The organism is Streptomyces alboflavus, from assembly GCF_000716675.1.
Taxonomy (GTDB): Bacteria; Actinomycetota; Actinomycetes; order Streptomycetales; family Streptomycetaceae; genus Streptomyces; species Streptomyces alboflavus.
Window position 1 is genome coordinate 1 of record NZ_JNXT01000043.1, and the last position, 18974, is coordinate 18974.

Annotated in this window: 12 protein-coding genes and 1 pseudogene; 6 read left to right on the top strand and 7 right to left on the bottom strand. The window is 71.3% G+C overall.

The features are described from left to right. The 3 genes from OO63_RS28195 to OO63_RS28205 all read right to left on the bottom strand — a co-directional run. A partial coding sequence (locus OO63_RS28195) for a sodium/solute symporter (RefSeq protein ID WP_248782219.1) occupies positions 1-1729 on the bottom strand: 1729 nt, incomplete at its 3' end. A 13-nt stretch (positions 1730-1742) separates the two neighbouring features. Then, positions 1743-2192, bottom strand: a complete 450-nt coding sequence (locus OO63_RS28200) for a DUF485 domain-containing protein (RefSeq protein ID WP_030360649.1) — start codon at positions 2190-2192, stop codon at positions 1743-1745. Between the two features lie 111 nt (positions 2193-2303). Beyond that, positions 2304-3932 carry an MFS transporter gene (locus OO63_RS28205; protein ID WP_106983436.1) on the bottom strand — a complete coding sequence of 543 codons (1629 nt, stop codon included), beginning with the start codon at positions 3930-3932 and terminating at the stop codon, positions 2304-2306. Between the two features lie 493 nt (positions 3933-4425). Between OO63_RS28205 and OO63_RS28210 the strand changes: the two genes are divergently transcribed. Beyond that, positions 4426-5214 carry an ABC transporter ATP-binding protein gene (locus tag OO63_RS28210; RefSeq protein ID WP_030360651.1) on the top strand — a complete coding sequence of 263 codons (789 nt, stop codon included), beginning with the start codon at positions 4426-4428 and terminating at the stop codon, positions 5212-5214. Beyond that, a complete protein-coding gene (locus OO63_RS28215) occupies positions 5211-7796 on the top strand; it encodes an ABC transporter permease (protein WP_030360652.1) in 2586 nt (861 codons plus the stop codon). The genes OO63_RS28210 and OO63_RS28215 overlap by 4 nt, the downstream gene beginning before the upstream one ends. 235 nt (positions 7797-8031) lie before the next feature. On the opposite strand, the gene OO63_RS47030 is transcribed toward OO63_RS28215, so the two are convergent. Beyond that, positions 8032-8310, bottom strand: a complete 279-nt coding sequence (locus OO63_RS47030) for a type II toxin-antitoxin system prevent-host-death family antitoxin (RefSeq protein WP_078619407.1) — start codon at positions 8308-8310, stop codon at positions 8032-8034. Positions 8311-8489: 179 nt separating this feature from the next. Here OO63_RS47030 and mfd point away from each other — a divergent pair. Then, positions 8490-11957 (top strand): annotated as a pseudogene (mfd, locus tag OO63_RS28220) (transcription-repair coupling factor); the annotation flags it as partial. 24 nt (positions 11958-11981) lie between these two features. On the opposite strand, the gene OO63_RS43975 reads toward mfd, so the two are convergent. Continuing rightward, complete coding sequence (locus OO63_RS43975) at positions 11982-13373, bottom strand: SGNH/GDSL hydrolase family protein (protein WP_078619412.1); 1392 nt, start codon at positions 13371-13373, stop codon at positions 11982-11984. A gap of 130 nt (positions 13374-13503) precedes the next feature. After that, complete coding sequence (locus tag OO63_RS28225; RefSeq protein ID WP_030360654.1) at positions 13504-13956, bottom strand: nuclear transport factor 2 family protein; 453 nt, start codon at positions 13954-13956, stop codon at positions 13504-13506. Positions 13957-14153: 197 nt separating this feature from the next. Between OO63_RS28225 and OO63_RS28230 the strand changes: the two genes are divergently transcribed. The 3 genes from OO63_RS28230 to OO63_RS28245 all read left to right on the top strand — a co-directional run bounded on the left by OO63_RS28230 (position 14154) and on the right by OO63_RS28245 (position 17925). Then, on the top strand, positions 14154-15368 hold the full coding sequence (locus OO63_RS28230) for a helix-turn-helix domain-containing protein (protein ID WP_030360655.1): 1215 nt from the start codon (positions 14154-14156) through the stop codon (positions 15366-15368). Positions 15369-16348: 980 nt separating this feature from the next. Beyond that, the gene (locus OO63_RS28240; protein ID WP_234311299.1) at positions 16349-17050 is read left to right on the top strand and encodes an HNH endonuclease family protein; all 702 of its coding nucleotides are present in this window, start codon (positions 16349-16351) and stop codon (positions 17048-17050) included. 131 nt (positions 17051-17181) lie between these two features. After that, entirely contained in the window at positions 17182-17925 is a 744-nt protein-coding gene (locus OO63_RS28245) for a GNAT family N-acetyltransferase (protein WP_030360658.1), read from the top strand. Positions 17926-18034: 109 nt separating this feature from the next. Here the strand turns inward: OO63_RS28245 and OO63_RS28250 are convergent, their stop codons facing one another. After that, entirely contained in the window at positions 18035-18898 is an 864-nt protein-coding gene (locus tag OO63_RS28250; protein ID WP_030360659.1) for a hypothetical protein, read from the bottom strand. Positions 18899-18974 lie beyond the last annotated feature (76 nt).

Sequence of the window (18974 nt, forward strand, 5' to 3'; positions counted from 1 at the left end):
GACCTGTGCCCCGCCCCCCCCCGAGCCCCCGCCAGGATGAACGGCTCCACCGCCTCGTACCGGCCCCGTTGTTCCCGTTGGGCGGTGGGGGCGGGCGGGTGGGATGCAACCCCCCGACGGAACCCGCGGTCACCGACTCGCCGGACCTGTGCCCCGCCCCCCCCCGAGCCCCCGCCAGGATGAACGGCTCCACCGCCTCGTACCGGCCCCGTTGTTCCCGTTGGACGGTGGGGCGGGACGTGATCGTGCCGAGCCAACCGAGGAGGAAGCCGAGGGGGATGGAGGCGATGCCGGGGGTGGTGAAGGGGAACCAGTTGAAGTCGTGGGTGGGGAAGGCGGCGTTGGGGGAGCCGGAGACCAGGTTGGTGCCGGTCATGAGCACGGCGCAGCCGACCGTGCCGCCGATGAGGGTCCAGAGGAGGCCCGCCCGGGTGAAGCGGCGCCAGAAGAGGGTGTAGATCAGGGCGGGGGCAAGGACCGAGGCGCCGAGGCAGAAGGACAGGGTCACCAGGGGCTGGAGGCTGCGGTCCTGGATGAGGACGGCGAGGGTGATCGCGAGGGCGCCCACGGCCAGCGCGCAGCCGCGGGCGAGCGTCATCTCCCTGCGGGGCGGCAGATCGCGGCGGCAGGCCGCGAACACGTCGTGCGCCAGGGAGTTGGCGCAGGCCAGGATCATCCCGGCCACCGAGGCGAGCAGCGTCAGGAAGATGGCGGTGGCGACCGTCGTGAAGAGGAGCGTCTCGGCGCCGGACGCGTCCGCGCCGAACACCGCCCGCGTACCCAGGAGATACGCCGTGTTGCCCTGCGCGTCGTGCGCCGACACCGCCGCCCGCCCGAGCATCGCCGTCGTACCGAATCCGATCACCGTGATGATGAGGACGAAGAGGGCGACCGAGGAGACCGCCCAGGACAGGGAGCGCCTTATCTCGGGGGCGCTGCGTGCCGTGTACATGCGCATCGTGATGTGCGGCAGGCACGCCCCGCCCAGGACCACCGTCAGCTCGGAGCTGATCATGTCCAGGCGCGGCATCGGACCGCCCTCGAACTGCAGCCCCGACCGGAGGTAGGCGGGGCCGAGTTCGCTGCCCCGCTGCGCCGCGGCGAGCAGCGCCCCGGGGTCCCAGTCGAAGCGCCGCAGGATGAGGACGGCGACCACCGTCCCCGACCCGAGCAGGATCACGATCTTGAGGATCTGGATGAGGGCGGTGCCCTTCATGCCCCCGATCGCCGCGTAGCTGATCATCAGCGCCCCGAGCGCGATCACGCACCCGGTCTTCAGGCCGGGGCTGGAGAACCCGAGGATGAAGGCGAGCAGGTCGCCCGCGCCCGCCAGTTGGACCAGCATGAGGGGGAGCAGCGCGGCCAGCGTCGCCGCGCACGCGGTCACCCGCACCACCCGGCCGGGCATCCGGCGCGCGAGCACGTCCCCCATGGTGAACTTGCCCGCGTTCCTGAGGGGTTCGGCCAGCAGGAACATCAGGAGCATCAGCGAGAGGGACGTGCTGAGGGCGAGGACCACGCCGTCGTAGCCGAGCAGCGCGATGACGCCGGTGGTGCCGAGCACGGACGCGGCGGAGATGTAGTCGCCCGCGATGGCGAGGCCGTTGCGCAGCGGGGTGAGGCCGCCGTACCCGGTGTAGAACTCGCCGAGCCCGTCGCGGTCGGGACCCGTCATCACGCACAGAAGGAGCGTCAGTGTGACGACGGCCGTGAACGCCACCAGGGTCATGTTCTGGGTCGTGTCAGCGGCGGTGATCACGGTTCGCCTCCAGTTCCGCGAGCTTGCGCAGGCGCGCGGCGAGCTGGTCGAGCCGTCGCCGCGCCGTGAACTCGTACAGCGCTATGGCTAGGCACATCACCGGCAGTTGTACGAGGCCGAGGAGCAGGCCCGTCGTCAGGCCGCCGGAGACCTCGCTGTTCATCAGGGAGGGTGCGCAGCCGGACAGGATCAGAAAGAGCGTGAAGTAGCCGAGCGCGGTGAGGGTGGCGACGCGGCGCTGTCTTCGGTAGGCGGTGCGCAGGACCCGCAGGTCGCGGTGGTTGCCGAGGGCGGGGTGGCGGGGTGCGGCGCGGGGCGGTGGCGGCGCGGGCGGCGGGGGGACGGGCTGCCAGGGGTAGGTGGCGTAGGACGGGGACGAGGTGTGGCGGTGCGGGGGGAGGTGGGGGGTCGCGTCGTGCGGTGGGTGGGTCATCCCGGTTCTCCTCTCCAAGCGCGGCTTCGGTCCGGTGCGGACCGCGAGGGAGCGAGGGCCGAGAACGCTACTTGCTGGTAAGGGGAGTGCGCGGGGTTTTCGCCATACTGGTCAGTCGGTATGGGTCTCGTCGGGTGGCGAATGGGTCAACCAGGGCTTTTGGGACGGTAGTTGAGTGTCAGGGGCACGCGCTTCGTCGGGTGTGCCGGTGACGCTGGGCGTGCCGGTCGCGTCGGGCGCGCTGGGCTCCGCCGGTGTCTCCTGGATGACGGGGAACCTGCGCGGCGCCACGAAGAGCAGCACCAGCAGGCACACCACCGCCGCGCACGCCGCGCCCACGTAGACGGCGTCGACGGCCGCGTCCACCGCGCGCCGCAGCCGGTCCGCGTCCGCCACCGAGTCCGGGTCGTCCAGGGCCTTGGCCACCGAGTCGAGGGAGCCCGCGCCGCCGAGCCTCGCGCTGAGCACCCCGTTGGCGACCGCGCCGAACAGGGCGGCGCCGACGGTCTGGCCGATCTGGCGGCAGAACAGGACGGAGGCGGTGGTCGTGCCCCGCTCCGCCCAGCCCACGGTCGACTGGACGCCGACGATCAGGGGGAGTTGGAAGAGGCCGAGCGCCGCGCCGAGCAGCAGCATCAGCAGGGCGGGCTGCCAGGCCGAGCCGGGGTAGGGCAGCAGCGGGAAGGTGAACAGGACGCAGGCCGCGGCGCCTATGCCGAGCATCGCCGTGTTGCGGAAGCCGATGCGCCGGTAGACGTGCTGGCTGAGCGCCGCCGACACCGGCCAGCTCAGGGTCATCACGGAGAGGACGAACCCGGCGGCCATGGGCGCGAGTTGCAGCACGGACTGGGCGTACGTCGGCAGGAAGACGGTGGGTGCCACCATCACCAGGCCGAGCGAGCCGAGCGCCAGGTTCACGGCGGCGATGGGGCGTCGGCGCCACACCCAGCCGGGTATGACGGGGTCGGCCGCGCGGCGCTCGATGACGACGACCGCGGCGACGCACAGCAGCCCCGCGGCGAACAGCGCGAGCGACGGCGCCGACAGCCACGCCCAGGCGACCCCGCCCTGCACAAGTGCGGTCAGGAGTACGCCCCCGGCGGCGAAGACGGCGAGCGCTCCGGGCCAGTCGACGCGCTTCCACACCTCGGTACGCGGCCCCGCCGCCGCCGTCGTACGGGTGGGCTCGTGCAGGTGGCGGACGATCAGCCAGAGCGCGACCGCGCCGACCGGCAGGTTGATCAGGAAGATCCAGCGCCAGTCCGTGTACGCGGTGATGAGGCCGCCGACCGCGGGGCCCGCGACCGCCGAAGTCGCCCACACCGTCGACAGCTTGGCCTGTATCTTCGGGCGCTCCTTGAGCGGGTACAGGTCGGCGGCGAGGGTCTGGACGGTGCCCTGGAGCGCGCCGCCGCCGAGGCCCTGGACGACGCGGAAGGCGATCAGGGCGCCCATGTTCCAGGCGAGCGCGCACAGCGCCGAGCCGAGCAGGAACAGGACGCAGCCGGCGATCAGGACGGGCTTGCGGCCGAAGGTGTCGGAGAGCTTGCCGTACACCGGCAGGGTGACCGTCGCGGCCAGCAGATAGCCGGAGAACAGCCAGGAGAAGACGGAGAAGCCGCCGAGCGTACCGACGATCTGCGGGACGGCCGTGGAGACGATGGTGGCGTCGAGCGCGGCGAGCGCCATGACGAGCATGAGCGCGGCGACGACGGCCCCGCGCTTGTCGGTCCTCGGCATCCCAGGATCCCTTCCCCCTGCACTTATTGCCTCGGGTCACTTTCTCACCGGGCCGGGCCCCCAGGGGAGGGTGGAGGGTCTCTCGGCTGGTAGGGCGGGATTCCGGTCGGCAGGAGGGTGGAGCGACCCTGAGAACCGCTCCACCGCCGGGTGGAGAACCCCTAGGGGGACCTCCGTACTACGGACAGGGAAACGTTGGTACCGACGGAGGACGAAGGCGCCTGACCTGGTCCTTAGATTGGCTTTATGCCGCGGGGCCGGGAGCACAGGCCCTCAGCACTGAGACGAACCTCAGCTTCGGGGGTGGGGTTTTCCCCAGCAAAAGACTGCGCTCCGCACCAGGGCGCCGGGGTACCCCCGCGGACCAGACTGATCCACGTGAGCAAGTGGTGCGACCGGAGGCCCGACGGGCGGCCGGGCGGGCGAACCGAGCGGTGCGGCAGCAGGCAGTGCGGCAGCGGGCTCATCTCATCACCGACATAGGAGACTTACCGTGACAACGGCTGTGACCACTCCCAGGCACGGGGGTACTGGAGGGCGTACGGCCGTGGCGGCTCGGGCACGCCAGGTCGTCAAGGCGTACGGCACCGGCGAGACCCGGGTCGTGGCCCTCGACCACATCGACGTGGACATCGCCCGCGGGCAGTTCACCGCGATCATGGGCCCGTCCGGGTCCGGCAAGTCCACGCTCATGCACTGCCTCGCCGGCCTCGACACCGTCTCCTCCGGCCAGATCTATCTGGACGAGACCGAGATCACCGGCCTGAAGGACAAGAAGCTCACGCAGCTGCGCCGGGACCGGATCGGCTTCATCTTCCAGGCGTTCAACCTCCTTCCGACGCTCAACGCCATCGAGAACATCACGCTCCCGATGGACATAGCGGGCCGCAAGCCCGACCGCGGCTGGCTGGACCAGGTCGTCGAGACCGTCGGCCTCGCCGGGCGCCTCAAGCACCGCCCGACCGAACTGTCCGGCGGCCAGCAGCAGCGCGTCGCCGTGGCCCGCGCCCTGGCGTCACGGCCGGAGATCATCTTCGGCGACGAGCCGACCGGGAACCTGGACTCCCGCGCCGGCGCCGAGGTCCTCGGCTTCCTGCGCCGCTCGGTCACCGAGCTCGGCCAGACCATCGTGATGGTCACGCACGACCCGGTCGCCGCGTCCTACGCCGACCGCGTGCTGTACCTGGCCGACGGCCGCATCGTCGACGAGATGTACAACCCCACCGCGGACCAGGTCCTGGACCGCATGAAGCACTTCGACGCCCGGGGGCGCACGTCATGACCGTCCTCAAGACCTCCCTGCGCAACTTCCTCGCGCACAAGGGACGCATGGCGCTCTCCGCGATCGCCGTGGTCCTCTCGGTGGCCTTCGTGTGCGGCACGCTCGTCTTCTCGGACACGATGTCCACCACCTTCGACAAGCTCTTCGCGGCGACGGCGTCCGACGTCACCGTCAAGCCGAAGAACGCCGGGGACGCCGGGGACGACGGGCCGAAGACGGGCAAGCCCGAGACGCTGCCCGCCGCCGCCATCGCCCAGGTCGAGAAGGCCGACGGCGTGAAGTCCGTCGAGGGCGCCATCTCCAGCGACAGCGTCACGGTCGCCGACTCCGACAACAAGAACATGGGCCCGTCCTCCGGCGCCCCCACCCTCGCGGGCAACTGGACGAAGAACGACCTGCGTTCCATGGAGATCACCTCCGGGCACGCCCCGCGCGGACCCACCGAGGTGATGGTCGACGCCGACACCGCCGACAAGCACCACCTCAAGATGGGCGAGGAGCTGCGCACCATCACCGCCGCCGGTGATTTCAAGGCGAAGATCGTCGGCATCGCCACCTTCAAGGTGACCAACCCGGGCGCGGCCGTCTTCTACTTCGACACCGAGACCGCCCAGCGCGAACTGCTCGGCGCCACCGGCCGGTTCACCCACCTGAGCGTCGCCGCCGCGAGCGGCTTCAGCGACCAGCAGGTGAAGGACAACATCAAGCGGACGCTGACCGGGGACGCCTCCGCGTACCAGGTCAAGACGCAGAAGGAGAGCGCGGCCGACGACCGCAAGTCCGTCGGCAGCTTCCTGGACGTCATGAAGTACGCGATGCTCGGCTTCGCCGGGATCGCCTTCCTCGTCGGCATCTTCCTCATCATCAACACGTTCTCGATGCTGGTCGCCCAGCGCACCCGCGAGATCGGCCTGATGCGGGCCATCGGCTCCAGCCGCAAGCAGGTCAACCGCTCGGTCCTGGTCGAGGCGCTGCTCCTCGGCGTCATCGGCTCGATCGTCGGCGTCGGCGCGGGCATCGGCCTCGCGATCGGCCTGATGAAGCTGATGTCCGGCGTCGGCATGGAGCTGTCCACGAAGGACCTCACCATCGCCTGGACGACCCCCGTGGTCGGCATGGCCCTCGGCATCATCGTCACCGTCCTCGCCGCGTATCTCCCGGCCCGCCGGGCCGGCAAGGTCTCCCCGATGGCCGCGCTGCGCGAGGTGGGCACGCCCGCCGACGGCAGGTCCAGCGCCCTGCGCGCCCTGATCGGCCTGGTCCTCACCGCCGCCGGAGGCTTCGGTCTCTACACCGCGGGGCAGGCGGACAAGGCCAGCGAGGGCTCCCTGTTCCTCGGGGGCGGCGTCGTCCTCACCCTCATCGGCTTCGTCGTCATCGGCCCGGTCCTGGCCCGCTTCGTGGTCCGCGTCATCAGCGCGGTGATCCTGCGGATGTTCGGCCCCGTCGGCCGCATGGCCGAGCGGAACGCCCTGCGCAACCCGCGCCGCACCGGTGCCACCGGCGCCGCCCTGATGATCGGCCTCGCCCTCGTGGCCTGCCTCTCCGTGGTCGGCTCCTCGATGGTCGCCTCGGCCACGGACGAGCTGGACAAGTCGGTGGGCGCGGACTTCATCATCCAGGGCGACTCGCAGAGCATCACCGCCAAGGCCGAGCAGAAGCTGGAGAAGACTCCGTACATCTCGCACTTCACCCGGAACAAGGAGATCAAGGCCGACCTCACCCTGCCCGGCGGCAAGACCAGCAAGGGCGCGGAGCTGAGCGCCGCCGACCCGACGTACGCCAAGGACCTGCGCCGCGACACCGTCGCCGGTGAGCAGTCCGCCGCCTACGGCAAGAACGCGATGTCGGTGGGCGAGGACTTCGCCAAGAAGCACCACCTGAAGGTCGGCGACAAGCTGGAGGTCGCCTTCGACCACGGTCGCACCGCCGAGCTGAAGCTCGCCGCGATCACGTCGGAGGACGGTTCGTTCGACAAGGGCGCGATGTACGTGAACATCGCCACCGTCGAGCGCTATGTGCCCGCCGACCGGATGCCGCAGACCGAGATCGCCTTCGCCAAGGCGGTCGACGGCAAGCAGGAGCAGGCGTACAAGGCGCTCAAGGACGCCCTGGCGACCTACCCGCAGTACAAGGTCCAGGACCAGACCGACTTCAAGCAGAGCCTGAAGGACCAGGTCGGCCAGATGCTGAACATGGTCTACGGCCTCCTCGGCCTCGCGATCATCGTGGCCATCCTGGGCGTCGTGAACACCCTCGCCCTCTCGGTGGTCGAGCGGACCCGGGAGATCGGCCTGATGCGGGCCATCGGCCTCTCCCGCCGCCAGCTGCGCCGCATGATCCGCCTGGAGTCGGTGGTCATCGCCCTCTTCGGTGCCCTCCTCGGCCTCGGCCTCGGGATGGGCTGGGGCGCCACGGCCCAGAAGCTGCTCGCCCTGGAGGGCCTGAAGGTCCTGGAGATCCCCTGGCCGACGATCATCACGGTCTTCATCGGGTCGGCCTTCGTGGGCCTGTTCGCCGCGCTGGTCCCGGCGTTCCGGGCGGGCCGGATGAACGTACTGAACGCGATCGCGACCGAGTAGCCACCGCGACGGGGGAACGGGGGAACGGGGGAGGGCCGGGGTCAGGGGGATGTTCCCCTGACCCCGGCCCTTGCGTGCCCCGCACAGGGGGCTGCGCCCCTGTCCCCGCCCAGTCGGCGCTCCGCGCCTCGTCCTCAATCTCCCCCAAGCTCTCAAGGAGCAGGGGGTACCCCCACGACGGGCTCTATCCAGCCCCTCCGGCGTTTGAGGAGCGGGGTCTGGGGCGGAGCCCCAGTTACGGGAAGGGGCGGGATTGGGGAGCCCCCGGCAGGGCCCCACCCGCATGCAGGGCACCATCGACCTGCGGCCGGTGGGATTCTGCTTCGAACCGGTGAAGGGCGTACTGAGCAGACGCCAGGGCGTCCTCAAGAGCCGCGAGCTCACGAGCGCTGATCAGCACAGCCACGGGCTCCCCATCAGCCGTGATGGTGATGCGCTCACCAGGGTGTGAGGCACGGTGTACGAGTTCGTCGAGGACAGCGTGGGCTTCGTCGACTGTGTACGTGTCACGCATGCGTGGAACGTACGGGCTCGGACCCAGGCGCGTCGATCGCTCGAAAAGGTGGCCGCCCAGAAGCCGTCGTACCCTGGACACCCCCGGCCCGTTCGACGAGTCGGGCTGTTCGCGTTGTCCGCACGTTCTCTGCCCCTCGTTCTCCGCCCCGTTCTCTGCCCCTGACTGGATGCCCCTTCATGAGCCTGCACGGACTGCTGGACGTCGTCGTCGAGGACGCGGCCCTCACCGAAGCGGTGAAGGCCGCGGCCGACGGCAACCGGCACCACATCGACCTCGTCGGCCCCCCGGCCGCCCGCCCCTTCGCCGTGGCGGCCCTCGCGCGGGAGGCCCGCCGCACGGTCCTCGCGGTGACCGCCACCGGCCGTGAGGCCGAGGACCTGGCCGCGGCGCTGCGGACGGTGCTGCCGCCGGAGGGGGTCGTGGAGTACCCGTCGTGGGAGACGCTGCCGCACGAGCGTCTTTCCCCGCGCTCGGACACGGTCGGCCGCCGCCTCGCGGTCCTGCGCCGCCTCGCGCACCCGCGCCTGGACGATGCGGCGGACCCGGAGACAGGCCCGGTGTCGGTGGTCGTGGCACCGGTGCGCTCTGTGCTGCAGCCGCAGGTCAAGGGCCTCGGCGACCTGGAGCCGGTGTCGCTGCGCACGGGCGACTCCGCGGATCTGAACGAGACCGTCCAGGCCCTGGCCGCGGCGGCGTACGCGCGCGTGGAGCTGGTGGAGAAGCGAGGCGAGTTCGCCGTACGAGGAGGCATTCTCGACGTCTTCCCGCCCACCGAGGAGCACCCCCTGCGGGTGGAGTTCTGGGGCGACGACGTCGAGGAGATCCGCTACTTCAAGGTCGCCGACCAGCGCTCCCTGGAGATCGCGGAGCACGGCCTGTGGGCGCCGCCGTGCCGGGAGCTGCTGCTGACCGAGGAGGTCAGGGGCAGGGCCGCGGCGCTGGCGGAGCGGCACCCGGAGCTCGGCGAGCTGCTCGGCAAGATCGCCGAGGGCATCGCGGTCGAGGGCATGGAGTCCCTGGCCCCGGTCCTGGTGGACGACATGGAGCTGCTGCTCGACGTGCTGCCGAAGGGTTCGATGGCGCTGGTGTGCGACCCGGAGCGGGTGCGGACCAGGGCCGCGGACCTGGTGGCGACGAGCCAGGAGTTCCTGCAGGCCAGCTGGGCCGCGACGGCCGGCGGGGGCGAGGCCCCGATCGATGTGGGCGCGGCCTCGCTGTGGGGCATCGCGGACGTCCGGGACCGGGCCCGTGAGCTGGGCATGATGTGGTGGTCGGTGAGCCCGTTCGCCGCCGACGAGACGCCCGACCCCGCCGACCTGGCGGACGCCGACACCCTCAAGCTCGGCATGCACGCCCCGGAGACCTACCGCGGGGACACCGCGAAGGCCCTCGCCGACACCAAGGGCTGGCTCGCCGACGGCTGGCGCACGGTGTACGTCACGGAGGGCCACGGCCCGGCCGCCCGCACCGCCGAGGTCCTGGGCGGCGAGGGCATCGCGGCCCGCCTCGACGCCGACCTGACCGAGCTGACCCCGGCCGTGGTGCACGTGGCGTGCGGCTCCATCGACTACGGCTTCGTCGACCCGGCGCTGAAGCTCGCCGTCCTCACGGAGACCGACCTCACCGGCCAGAAGGCGGCGGGCAAGGACGGGCAGCGCATGCCCGCACGGCGCCGCAAGACCATCGACCCGCTGACCCTGGAGCCGGGCGACTACATCGTCCACGAGCAGCACGGCGTCGGCCGCTACATCGAGATGGTGCAGCGCACGGTCCAGGGCGCGACCCGCGAGTACCTGGTCGTGGAGTACGCCCCAGCCAAGCGCGGCCAGCCCGGCGACCGGCTCTACATCCCCACCGACCAGCTGGAGCAGATCACCAAGTACGTGGGCGGCGAGGCCCCGACCCTGCACCGGCTCGGCGGCGCCGACTGGACGAAGACCAAGGCGCGCGCGAAGAAGGCGGTCAAGGAGATCGCCGCCGACCTGATCAAGCTGTACAGCGCGCGGATGGCGGCCCCCGGCCACACCTTCGGCCCGGACACGCCCTGGCAGCGCGAGCTGGAGGACGCCTTCCCGTACGCGGAGACGCCCGATCAGCTCACCACCATCGCCGAGGTCAAGGAGGACATGGAGAAGTCGGTCCCGATGGACCGTCTGATCTGCGGCGACGTGGGCTACGGCAAGACGGAGATCGCGGTCCGCGCGGCCTTCAAGGCGGTGCAGGACGGCAAGCAGGTCGCGGTCCTCGTGCCCACGACGCTGCTCGTGCAGCAGCACTTCGGCACGTTCACCGAGCGGTACGGCCAGTTCCCCGTCAACGTACGGGCGCTCAGCCGCTTCCAGAGCGACACCGAGTCCAAGGCGACCCTGGAGGGCCTGAAGGACGGCGCCGTCGACATCGTCATCGGCACCCACCGCCTGTTCTCCTCCGAGACCAAGTTCAAGGACCTGGGCCTGGTCATCGTCGACGAGGAGCAGCGGTTCGGCGTGGAGCACAAGGAGCAGCTGAAGAAGCTGCGCGCGAACGTCGACGTCCTCACGATGTCCGCGACCCCCATCCCCCGTACGCTCGAAATGGCCGTGACCGGCATCCGCGAGATGTCGACGATCACGACCCCGCCGGAGGAGCGGCACCCGGTCCTGACCTTCGTCGGGCCGTACGAGGAGAAGCAGATCGGCGCGGCCATCCGGCGTGAACTGCTGCGCGAGGGCCAGGTCTTCTACATCCACAACCGCGTCGAGTCCATCGACCGGGCGGCGGCGAGGCTCCGCGACATCGTGCCCGAGGCGCGCATCGCGACCGCGCACGGCCAGATGTCGGAACAGGCCCTGGAGCAGGTCGTCGTGGACTTCTGGGAGAAGAAGTTCGACGTGCTGGTGTCGACGACGATCGTCGAGTCCGGCATCGACATCTCCAACGCCAACACCCTCATCGTGGAGCGCGGCGACAACTTCGGCCTGAGCCAGCTGCACCAGCTGCGCGGCCGCGTCGGCCGTGGCCGCGAGCGCGGCTACGCGTACTTCCTGTACCCGCCGGAGAAGCCGCTCACCGAGACCGCGCACGAGCGCCTCGCCACCATCGCCCAGCACACGGAGATGGGCGCGGGCATGTACGTGGCGATGAAGGACCTGGAGATCCGCGGCGCCGGAAACCTCCTCGGCGGCGAGCAGTCGGGCCATATCGCGGGCGTCGGCTTCGACCTGTACGTCCGCATGGTCGGCGAGGCCGTCGCCGACTACCGCGCTTCCCTGGAGGGCGGGGTGGAGGAGGAGCCGCCGCTGGAGGTCAAGATCGAGCTGCCGGTCGACGCGCACGTCCCGCACGACTACGCCCCCGGCGAGCGCCTGCGCCTCCAGGCGTACCGCTCGATCGCCTCCGCCAACACGGAGGCGGACATCAAGGCGGTGCGCGAGGAACTCACCGACCGCTACGGCAAGTTGCCGGAGCCGGTGGAGAACCTGCTCCTGGTCGCGGGCCTGCGGATGCTGGCGCGGGCGTGCGGGGTCGGCGAGATCGTCTTGCAGGGCACCAACATCCGCTTCGCGCCCGTGGAGCTCGCGGAGTCCCAGGAGCTGCGCCTCAAGCGCCTGTACCCCGGCACGGTCATCAAGCCCGCCACCCACCAGGTCCTGGTGCCGCGCCCGACGGGCCTGGCGTGCCTGATGGGCTCAGAGGGTGCGCAGGTCCACGGCGGCGGCCATCGCCTTGTACCCGGCGTCGTTCGGGTGCAGGGCGTCGCCGGAGTCGTACGCGGGCGCGATGCGGTCCGGGTCCGCCGGGTCGGCGATGGCGCGGTCGAGGTCGACGACCTCGTCGTACGCGCCGGAGGTGCGGATCCAGTCGTTGACCGCGTCGCGCTTGGCCTCGTTGGCGGGAGTGTCGTAGAACGAGCCCTTGACGGGGGTCAGCGTGGCGCCGACCACCTTGATGCCGCGGGCGTGGGCCTGGCGGATCAGGGAGCGGTGGCCGTCGATGAGCTGGCGGACCGACACCTCGGGGGTGGGCCCGCCGGGGTAGGAAGGCCCGCTGCCACCGATGTCGTTAATACCCTCAAGGACGATGACGGTCCCGACGTTCGGCTCGCTCAGGACGTCCTTCTTGAAGCGGACGACGCCCTTCTCGCCGGCCCAGGAGGTGTCGTTGGTGACCTGGTTGCCGGAGATCCCGTGGTTGAGGACGCTGCGCGGCTTCCCGGCGGCGGCGAAGCGCTCGGCCAGCTCGTCGGGGTAGCGGTTGTCCGTGTCGAGGGTGGAGCCGGTGCCGTCGGTGATGGAGTCGCCGAAGGCCACCACGGAGTCCCGGCGGGCGGTCCCCTTGCCGCTGACCTCGACGCCGGAGAGGTAGTACCAGGAGTCGCTGGTCTCCGTGAACGCGGCGCCGCCCCGGTCGGCGGTGTGGTCGCCCTGGGCGCGGTAGCTGGTCGCGGAGGACTGCATGTGGAAGGTGGCGGGCCCGGTCGGCTCCGCCAGGTACAGCGTGACGGTCAGGGACTCCAACGCCTTTACGGCGAACGGGACACCGTCGCTGTAGACCTTGCCGCCCGCCGGGATCGTCACCGACCCCCCCTTGCCGAAGGCCAGCTTCCGCACCGAACCGCCCTCGACGGCCGCACCCTCGGCGGTGCGGGCGATCGTCGCGCCGACGATCCGCAGCGGCTTCGTCCCGTACCGGTTCGACAGCTCGACGCGGGCCTTCGTACCGCCCTTGCTGACGCGCACGACCTGCCGGACGGTGTGGTTCTCGAAGCCCTGCTTGGACCAGTTCGGCGTGAAGACCTCGGTCGCCGCCTGCGGCGAGGCTGCCCAACCACCTTGCCAGGACCAGCTCTTGGCCGGACCTTGCCTGCTCCCGTACGCCGTTCTGCTCTTGTACGTGGCCGAGTCGCGCTCGGCCGCCGTGGCGCCGGAGGGGCCGGTGAGCCCCTGCGCGCCGACGACGGGCAGTGCGGCCAGCGTGGCCGTCGCGAGCAGCGCGGCGCCCGCGCGGCGTGCCGAGCCCTTGGACGTGTTGGGTCCCTTGGACGTGTTGTTGCGCCCCTTGGACGTGTCGCGTCCCGTCATGTGTCCCGCCCCCAGTTTCCGTGCCCGGTTTCCGTGCCCCGTCCGGATCGTTCCGGTGAGGTCACTGCCCTCAAGCGGAGTCAGTCTCCGGCTATTCCCGGGGACCGGGGACGGGCGCCCTGCCGGTGCGTCAGGGGGTGCAGGCCGCCGCGACGGACAGGCTGTTCTCGTAGAGGTGGTGCCGGGTGATCCGCCCGCCCTCGACGGTGAGCCGCAGTGCGAACGGCCCCTCGAAGGACTTCCCCGTGGCCCGCACGGTCCCGGACAGGTGCCCCATGATGACGGCGTCCTGCCCGGTCACCAGGTACGTGTCCACGCTGGCGCGGGCGTCCTCCGCGACGGTGTACCGCGCCAGGTCCTCGGCCTGGGTGGCGCACTCGGCACCGGTGCGGCGCGGGCGTATCCAGGGGACCACCGGGTTCTCCGCGAGCAGCCAGTCCACCTCGTCGGCGAACAGCTCCGTCAGCCGCGCGGTGTCGCGCGCGGCGGTCGCGGCGAGGAAGGCGTCGGCGGTGGTGCGGGTGGCGGCCTCGACGGCGGCGGACGTGGCGGCCTCGGTGGTTTCCGTGGTTTCCGTGGACATGGACGGCTCCCTCGTCATGCGTGGCAGGGCTGCTGGTGTGCGGGCCCTTGTTGATGTTGTTGAGGATGCCGGGGGAGGGGTGGGGGCGTCGATTACTTTGGGGGTAATGGGGGTGCGGGGGCTGGTCGTTGAGGCCTGCCGGGGGCTGTCCTTCGCGCGGTCACGTGGGGCGGGGCGGGGCGGCGTACGGTGGCGACGTGGCGAACGAAGAACTGGGGCGAACCCTGCGCCGACTGCGCCGGTTGGCCTCGCTGACTCAGGAGGAGCTCGCCGAGCGGTCCGATGTGTCCGTCGACGTGATCCGTCAGCTCGAACAGCGGCGGAAGCAGTCGGCACGCCTGCCCACGCTGCACGCGCTCGCGAACGGCCTCGCCGTGGAGCTGACCACGCTGCTCGGCGACCCGCCCGCGGTTGCCTCCGGCGGTGAGAACGACGGGCCGCGCTTCGTGGCGATGCGGCGCGCGGTCATGCCCGCGCTCTGGGGGCCGGGCCCGCAGCCGACCGGCCCGGACTTCTCCCTGGACCGCCTGCGCGAACAGATCGCCGATGGCTGGTCGCAGTACCACGCAGCCGAGTTCGAGACGGTCCTGAAGGCGCTGCCCGACCTGATTGACGACGCGCGCTCAGCCACCGTCTCGGGGAGCGAGGACGACCGCAGAGCCAGTCGGGTCGCCCTGGGCAAGGCCCTGCAACTCGCCGGGCACGTCGCGGTCCGCATGGGCAAGACGGACCTCGCGCTCATCGCCCTGGAACGTGCGACAGAAGCCGCCGAACAGTCCTCCGACCCCCTGCTCCGCCCCATGCTCGTCAACTCCGTAGCCTGGACCTACCAGCGGCAAGGGCGCCTGGACGACGCGCTGAACATCGCGCTGAGCGCCGCCGACGACACCAAGAGCGGCGGGTACGCGGACACCGCCGACGGCCTGAAGGTGTGGGGCGCGCTGGTGATGTCCGCTGCCACGTCGGCCGCGCGCGGCAACGACTACCAGCGGGCCGCCGAGTTGATGGCGGACGCGGAGACCGAGGCCGCCCGCGTGGCCAAGCTGCCCTCAGGCGGCGACAACCGCATGGTCAGCGTCTTCAGCCCGTCGTCGGTACGCATCGAGCGCGTCCGCCTCGCGGTCCAGTACGGGCACCCCGAGGAAGCCCTGAAACTCGCGAAGGGCATGCGGCTGAGCAAGGACACCCCGGCGTCGTGGCGGACGTGGCTGCTCCTCGATGTGGCCCGAGCCCACACGGACCTCGGTGACGCGGCCGGGGCAGTGAAGACCCTGGAGTCCCTACGCCGTGTCGCACCGACCTGGATGCGGCACCACACGTTGGCCGTGGCGATCGTCCGCGATCTGTGGGCGCTGCCCCATCACCCGCCGGGGCTGCGGTCGTTGGCGGAGTTTCTGGGAGTCGGCGATTAGCGTCGCGAAAGTGGGACGTTGCGTCCCTGTCACCGTGAGTAGCGCACCGGTTGCATGAGTTGTGCACCGCCTGGGTGGCCGCGTGACCGGCCCCGGGCCATGACCAACCGGCAAGGAGTCGACATGGGCGAAGACGGGGCCCGCGTGCCATCACCCAGGGGCAGCTCACTGTGGCGGACCCCATTGCGTGACGACGAGCGCAGAGCCGTCTCTTGCTGGCTCGCGCAGGCCCATCCCATCCCTCACCAGGTGCACGAGGAGTGGCCGGCCTGCCTGCGTGCCCCCCTGGCCCTCGCCGGCGGCGTCGGGGTCGCCGAGTGACGGCCACGGCCCTGGAGCGGGATGCGGCCCGCCTGTACGTGGCCTACCTGCGGCATCTGCGCCACTGCCCTCGGTCCCACGCGGGGCCCGCCTGCTCCGAAGGCACCCGCCTGCGCAAGGCGTGGACGGCGGCTCAGTGGGCGTCCCTCCGTGGCCGCCCTCTGCCGATCGGGGAGGATGCCAGTAATACGTAGGCGCTGCATGCCTGTCGGCCCCGCGAAGCCGCTGGTCGTGGCCTGTGGTCCCCGCGCGTGCGGGGGTGGTCCCTACGACGACGCCCCGAAGCTGTCCTTCCCGGGGTGGTCCCCGCGCGTGCGGGGGTGGCCCCTCAACGATGGCCAGCGCTGCGAAGAGAGGCGTGTGGTCCCCGCGTGCGGGGATGGTCCGCCGATGAGCGTCCCGGCCCAGTGGAGCTGGTAGTGCTCCCCGCGTCTGCGGGGATGGCCTGAGTCGACACCCAGGTGCCAGCCCCGGCTTGGTGCTGTCCACGCGTACGCGGGGACCAGTGAAACATCCGGTTTGTGCTGCTTGCCCGTTGGGGCAGGTAGGGTCTGGGCGGGTTGGCCGCCGTGCAGGGCGGCCGTTTTCGTGCTCGGTGGTCGGGCCGGGTGAGGGAGGGGAGTGCTGTGGTTCTGGGGGGTGCGAGGCGGCGGGGTCTGGTGGGCGCTGTCGTGGTGGTCGCCGTGCTGGGCGGCGTGGTCGGGTGCGACGGTGAGGACAAGGAGGGCGGGAAGCGCGGTGCTCCCGGCGCCCGCGGCGGCCCCGCGCTCGACGCCGTCGACTCGCTCGTCGTCAAGGGGCGGGCCCCGAAGACCGGTTACGACCGGGCGCGGTTCGGGAGTCCCTGGGCCGACACCGACTCGAACGGGTGCGGGACCCGGGACGACATACTCAAGCGGGACCTGGACGGGGTGAAGTTCCGGGGCGGTGACTGCACGGTGGTGTCGGGGAGGCTCGCACCGGACCCGTACACCGGCAAAGACGTGACGTTCACGCGCGGGCGCAGCCGTGTCGACATCGATCACGTCGTCGCCCTCTCCGACGCCTGGCAGAAGGGCGCGGGCAACTGGCGTCCGAGCAAGCGCATCGCCCTCGCCAACGACCCGTTGAACCTCCTCGCCGTCGACGCGGGCCCCAACCGGGGCAAGGGCGACGGCGATACGGCCACGTGGCTGCCCGCGAACAAGTCCTACCGCTGCGCGTACGTGGCCCGGCAGGTCGCCGTGAAGAAGAAGTACGGCCTGTGGGTGACCGCCGCCGAGCGGGACGCGATGCGGAAGGTGCTGGCGCGCTGCCCGCAGGAGGAGCTGCCGGGTGGCGGGAGTCCGACGGAGGCGCCGGGGCGGTTCCGGGCCCGGTGAGGTGCGGTGAGGTGTGGTGAGGTGCGGTGAGGGTGGGGTGCGTGGGGCGGGTGCGGTGAAGTACGGGTTTGTCTTCGGGGCGGTGGGTTAATTCGGTTTCCGGGTCGCGCCCCGGCCGTTAGCGTGCGGGCATGGACCTGAAGATCACCTCGCTCGCCGAGCGCCCCGAACTCGCCGACGCGATGTGGGCCATGGACGACACCTGGGCCGAGTTCGTGCAGTACGACCCCGTCGCGTGGTCGCTGATGACGCGGATCCCGGTGGAGTGGCCGGAGCACGTGCTTGTTGCCACCGACACCGCGGGGGAGGTCGTGGCGCGGGCGTTCAGCGTGCCGTTCGTGCTCGGGGCCGAGGGGCGCGGGGAGCTGCCCGGCGGCGGCTGGGACGCGGTCATGCTGTGGGCGTTCTCGGACCTCAAGCGGGGCCGGGAGCCCGACACCGTCAGCGCCATCGAGATCACGGTCGCCCCGGACGCGCAGGGGCACGGCGTCTCGGGGCAGGTGCTCGCGGCCCTGCGCGAGAACGCCCGCGGGCGCGGCTTCACCGAGGTCGTCGCGCCGGTGCGGCCCAACGCCAAGCACCTGGAGCCCGCGACGCCGATCGAGGAGTACGCGCGGCGCACCCGGCCGGACGGCCTGCCGCACGACCCGTGGCTGCGCGTCCACGTCCGCGCGGGCGGCATCATCGAGAAGGTGGCCCCGGCGTCGATGACGGTGTCGGGCACGCTGGAGCGGTGGCGGGCGTGGACGGGCCTGCCGCTCGACGAGGAGGGGCTCGTCGAGGTGCCGGGCGCCCTGGTGCCGGTGCACTGCGAGCCCGGGCGCGGGTACGCGGTGTACGTGGAGCCGAACGTGTGGGTGCGGCACGCCCTGTGAGGCGCACGCTCTGTGAGGTGCACGCCCGGGGAGGCGCACGCCCCGGGGAGGCGCACGCCCTGGGGGCGCGGCGGGCGGCCCGCCGGTTCGCCGCCCCACCCCGTAGAGGTCAGTTCATCTTGTCCAGGTCGAGGACGTCGCCGCTCGGGGCCGTCGTGTCCACCGGCTTGTCGTAGTCGCCGAACGTCAGCGACTCGGACCGCTTCTCGGTGTTGTTGACGATCTTCAGCAGGTACGGCTTGCCCTCGGTCGCCACGTAGATCGTGTACTTGTCCTTGCCCTCGGTCTCGTGCAGCGCGAGGGCCGGGGTGCCGTCGACCGACGTCTGCTCGCCGCGCCGCGCGGCCGAGTTGACGTCCTTGAACTCGGCCAGGATGAGGTCGAGGTCGCAGAACGTGGCCATGCCCTTGGCGTCGGACGAGGTCGCGCTGGACTTCGACCAGCGGTCGGCCATCAGCTGCACGGCCGCGGCGGTCTCGTCCTCCGGCTGGTCCTTGGTCTCCGAGCGGATGAACTCCGCGTCGGGCCGCATGTACACGGTGCTGCGGTTCACGATCAGGTCGACCGAGCCCTGGTCCTTCATGCTCATCGAACCGGCGCACTCGCCGCGGGTGTTGAGCGCGATGTCCATGTCGATGGCGCCGCCCTCGTCGTCGGGCGCGCTGCCCTTGAGGGAGAGCGACTTCGCGGCGCTCGTCGCGGTCACGGACTTCTCGACGATGTCCGGCCCCGACATGCCGGGGAAGGGGCCCTTCGGCCCGCCGCCGGACTTCTCCCCGCCGTCCCCGTCGTCCTCGCTGCCTTTGCCGTCCTTGCCGTCCTTGCCCGACTGCGAGTCGGCGGACTCCTTCACGGCGTCCCAGGGCGAGGAGCCGTCCTTGTCGCCGCCGCAGGCCGTCAGCGTGACGGCCGCCGTCGCGGTGAGACAGAGTGCGGCGAGAGTGGCGCGACGAGCGCGCGAACGGTGCTGCATGAGAGGTCCCCCCAGGGATTCGTCCGGAGCACCTATGAGAGCAGGTGTCTGTGAACCGAGTCAACACGGTTCACCG